General features: G+C 40.4%; 1 pseudogene. It reads right to left on the reverse strand.

The window, feature by feature from the left end:
* A pseudogene (locus Q0017_RS13320) lies at positions 1-4211 on the reverse strand (hemagglutinin repeat-containing protein); the annotation flags it as partial.
* Between the last annotated feature and the right edge of the window lie 475 nt (positions 4212-4686).

The raw sequence follows: 4686 nt of genomic DNA on the forward strand, positions 1-4686 counted from the left end.
CCAGTGATTGAACTAATAGTAGATTTTTCATCTGCAGTTAAATCTTTTGCCTCTTTGCCATACAAATAGCTTGAAAGTAAAGGAGCTACCTTTTCTGCTCCACCTGCAGAAACTCCCCCAAGCAATGCATCGTTGCCACCTGCTGCTGCAACTGCTGCACCCAACACAGTGTGCGCTAAAATATGCGCTGCACTTCCTTCCGCATCATTAGATTTAAAGTATTGACCAATCTCGTGACTTGCTGCAGGGCTTAATGTAGCTGCCGCTATGCCCAATCCACTTGTTGTTGGTGCTGACAAGCCCGCTGAAATACTATCTACCAATATGCCTAAGGTCTGAAGTTGTTGCTGTTTCTTGTTAAACTCAATTTCACTCAGTGTGCCTGCTTCTTTGGCTTTTTTAGCTTCATCTAACCTTTTATTAATTTCCGTACGTACTTCCTGACGATTCGCATCAAACTTCTTCGTCACATCCATCTGTAAATTAATTTCACTTTGAACTTTTTCTTTATCAAAGTTGTTCTTCAGCGTACCACTATTTTCTCGTGCTGTATCAGTCGTTAGATCCGTTAAAATTTCAGATTTGATCTGCTCTGCTGTTTTACCTGTCAGGGCTTCCTGACGAATTGTTTCTCGTATCGTGATATTTGAAGTATTGACTCCACTTCGAGTCACACTGCTGTCTTTGTCACTGTCTAAGCCAAAACCAATCGACTTACTTACACCTGTAATACTTGATGCATGTTGATCGATTTCACTTGCCGATGAAGGCACTATATTCGGTTGTTTTTGTCCTGTTGAACCAGTTCTTCCTGCATTAAATCCAGCACTTAAACTGATACCTTTGGCATCGTATTCACTTTCATTTTGAATATCTAATTTAGTTAAAGTCCCTGTATCAAGGCTATTTTTCTTTAGATCTTCTGCTTGTTGCGTAGAGGTAATAAGTGCACCTTTTAGATCCGTGTTATTTTTAACATTGATCTGGTAGCCATCATCACCAGCAAAAATGCCAGACTGCTCATTAACTGATGCATAATTGGCATCAACATTCGACTTACTAAAGCTGCCTGATGCATTACCGCCATTTGTCCCAAAACTAATTTGGCCTGAAATATCTTGTTGTTTGCTCTTATAGGTCGCTTTATCTTGTAAGCTTTCAACATTCAGTTCATTGGCATCTATCTGGATGCCCTTACCTTGAATTTGCCCACCAATAATATTGGTCGCATTGCCACTACTGATTGTCGTTAGACTGTCTTTAGAACCGACATGACTATTCACATAGCTTGTGTCAGTGCCATTTCCTTTGCCTTTTCCAAGATTGCCTCCTGCTGTAACCCCCAGTCCTGTTTGGTTGCTGATGGTTACACCTGCATTCCAGCCTGAACTCTTATTGTTTGACTCTTCAATCACTTTTTGTTCTGCAGCTTTAATATTAACATCGTTGTTTGCTGCTAAATGGGTACCTTGTAGACCCACAACATCAGAACCAATAATATTGATATTGGAATCTTTGCCTGCACCAGTCGCTACAATATTGGTTGTACCACCTGCATAAACTTGGCTTTGACTCGCAGTATTACTTTCTGTATGACGCGTTTCCTTGCTCTTCTGTTCGCCATATGTGAGGCTAATACCTACTTCCATCGATTCATTGAGTTTGCTTGCATCGGAAAGTGCCCCTGCAAGTTTGCCGAGGGATTGCCCAGCTTTATAAGCATCAAATCCAGCATTGGCAGTCGCCATAGCATTGACTCGGTCATTTTTACTTTGACCGACTTGTTTTGATGAATCTAATACCGACTGCACCGCAGTGACCACAGGAACATTGACTGCAAGGGTTAAACCTTTTTGTTCCATCTCATGTTTGTAATCACTGGTGCTTTGTTCTTTAGCCGCTTCGATATTGACTTGTTGTGCCAATATATTCACATCACCTTGTGTTGATGACACCGTACTGCCAGTTTGCTGATAGGTTTTTCCTGCAATAATATTAGCATTACTATTCAAACTCCCAATGTTCGATCCTGTATTGGTATGCTGAGTCTGTTCTTGTTCTGTTCGCTCTTTTTTTGAACCAATACTAAAACCAATACCTCCACTCGACATCAAACCTGACTTTTTAACACTCGATTCCGAATAGTTTAAATATTGATTTTGTGCACCCGTAATCGTTACATTTTCTTGGGCTTGAATTTGTGTCAACTCATCTGAAACAACATTACTCCCACGAATATCAATATTGTTTGCATCAAGGATGACATTTTCACCATCAATAGTACTAGCAATTGCCTCATCACTCATGTTTCGTACATGACCCTGGCGTACCGTTTTACTAAACGTACTTTTTTCTTTAACTTTAAATGCCTGCTCTGTATCTGATAACTTTCGACCTTCTGAAATATCAATATTTTGCTGGGCTGATAGTATGGTCGATCCTTGCTCACTGGAAATTTGTGAACCTTTTACTGTGATATTTTCAGCTTGTAAATGGGTATCCCCTACGCTCTGAATCACAGAACCAATATCTTCCTGCTTTTTCTCGTAATTGAAATTATCTTTATTTGCATAACCACGATTATTAATCGAGGTGTTCACACCACCTATATTTAAATTACCCTCAGTTTTAATACTACTCGAACCATTTTTGTTCACAATTTCTGAACCTTTCAGCGTTGTGTCTCCGTCTACTCGTATGGTCAGTGTGGTACTTAAGTTCTCTGTGTTACTGTTAACTGAATTCAGCGGTGCTCCTGTTATGTATATCCCCGCTTTACGATCAAATCCTTCACGAGTAAATTCACTCGCACCTATTTTATTTGCGGTTGTTTGTGTCGTACTATCTTGGTTAAAATCACCACCAATATTTAAACTTGCAGACCCAACAGCGGTGATCGTGCCACCAATATTGTTTAAATCTTTTATCGTCTTTAAATCAATCTGGTTTGCCTGCATCCGACCGCTCAACTGATGAATATTATCCGCTGAGATTTGGATTGCTTCACGCCCTGCAATGGTTGCATTGTTAAGAACATCACCTTTCACTTGAATATTGACTTGATCTGCACTGATCAATGCACCATCACCTTTTAAATCACCTGCACGAGCTTTCACGTAGACTTGCGGAACCAATGCTTTCGTTGTCGTACCATCGGAAAGCTTGACGGTTTTTTCTTCCAACCAAACAATGTCTGTCGTTAATTGCGCAATCTGTGCTGCAGTCAACGCAATACCAGGTCTAAGGTTATATAATTTTGCGAAGCTTAAAGCATTATTCATCAATGACTGATATTGCTCCTCATCATTGCCATAGCCTTGTAAGAAACGGTGTCCTGTCAGTTGAGCAATTTGATCTTGAACCAAGCGTTGTTCATAGTAGCCATCACCCAGACGCTTTTGCTTCATCGCTGGATCAATATTCATAGCATCCAACATATAGTCGGATGATAGCCAATTTTTATAATTACTAAATGCAGGATCTGTTTCAACTAGATATTTTGCCTGACTGTCTTGGGTTGTACTAAACAGTGCATTGCTTGGCAGATTCATGAAATCCATAGATACAGAACGAATTTCAATTTCACCCTGACCTTTGGTCATTGCTGTATTTGCATCACCCGCTTGTAGATTCTTTGCAGAATCAACTGATTTAACTTGGCGTTGTTCAGCCTCTATCTTTTGATCATTTTGAGAAGTCACATCTAATTGATTTGGCGAATTGGGTACATCAGCAGTTTGCCCATTTACCGAAAGGCTTTGTCCACCATCAACGGTAACTTGATTAGACTGACCTTGTTGCTGACGATCGACTTGCTGATCTGGTAACTCTCCTGCTGTGGCATTGCTCAAAGCGCTACCGGCAATAACATTCGATATATTGTGGTTAGAGGTGTGATTTTCAAAATTGCCCAACCATTTATTCACAGGTAAGGCAATCTCTGACACTTCATCTGCGGGATTGTAGGTAACTTTATCCCCCCATTTGCGTTGATGGTAGCGTTTAAATCCACCCCGCCATTTGGAATAAGTATATTGGCTCGTCCCCGTTTGCTTGATGATTTCAACACCTTTACCATCAAGATGATTTAAGTTTTCTTCCTCAATTTGAACATTCAGTGTTTTCCCCGCCAATACAAAACTTTTATCATTTGTAAAGGCATCACCATATAGATTGATGTCACCACCAGCAACAATTTCAGCAGGAGCAGAATTTATGACTTCACTCTTAAACTTGGTTTCTTTGACTTCGTATTGTGTCCATTTCTTAAATTCTGAATTGCTAAATTTTTGATTATAGGCTTCGATTACATCACTAAGCGCCTGATAAGCAGATTCATCTTCCTCGCCCCAAGCATCTAGATCTTTTTTATATTGCGCTAGACCGTGCTCATATGTTTCTTTATCTTTTTCATATTGCTCATATGCTGTTTGATATGCTGTTTGATATGCTGTACATGCAACTGCATCATAGCCTGCACCCGCTTCACAACTCGCTTGTCCTGTTGGTGCCACAGGCTCAACCATAGTCGGTGCTACAGGTGCATCTTTTACTGGTGGCGTGATTTGGAAGTATGCCCACACAGGATCATCTTGCTTATAGTTTACATTGGCTTTGTTGCACAAAGATTTGAAATGCAAAGCGCCCCTAATTGAGCCAAATTTAAGGCGTAACTTGGGTAAGTGG

Source organism: uncultured Acinetobacter sp., assembly GCF_947624825.1.
Lineage (GTDB): Bacteria > Pseudomonadota > Gammaproteobacteria > Pseudomonadales > Moraxellaceae > Acinetobacter.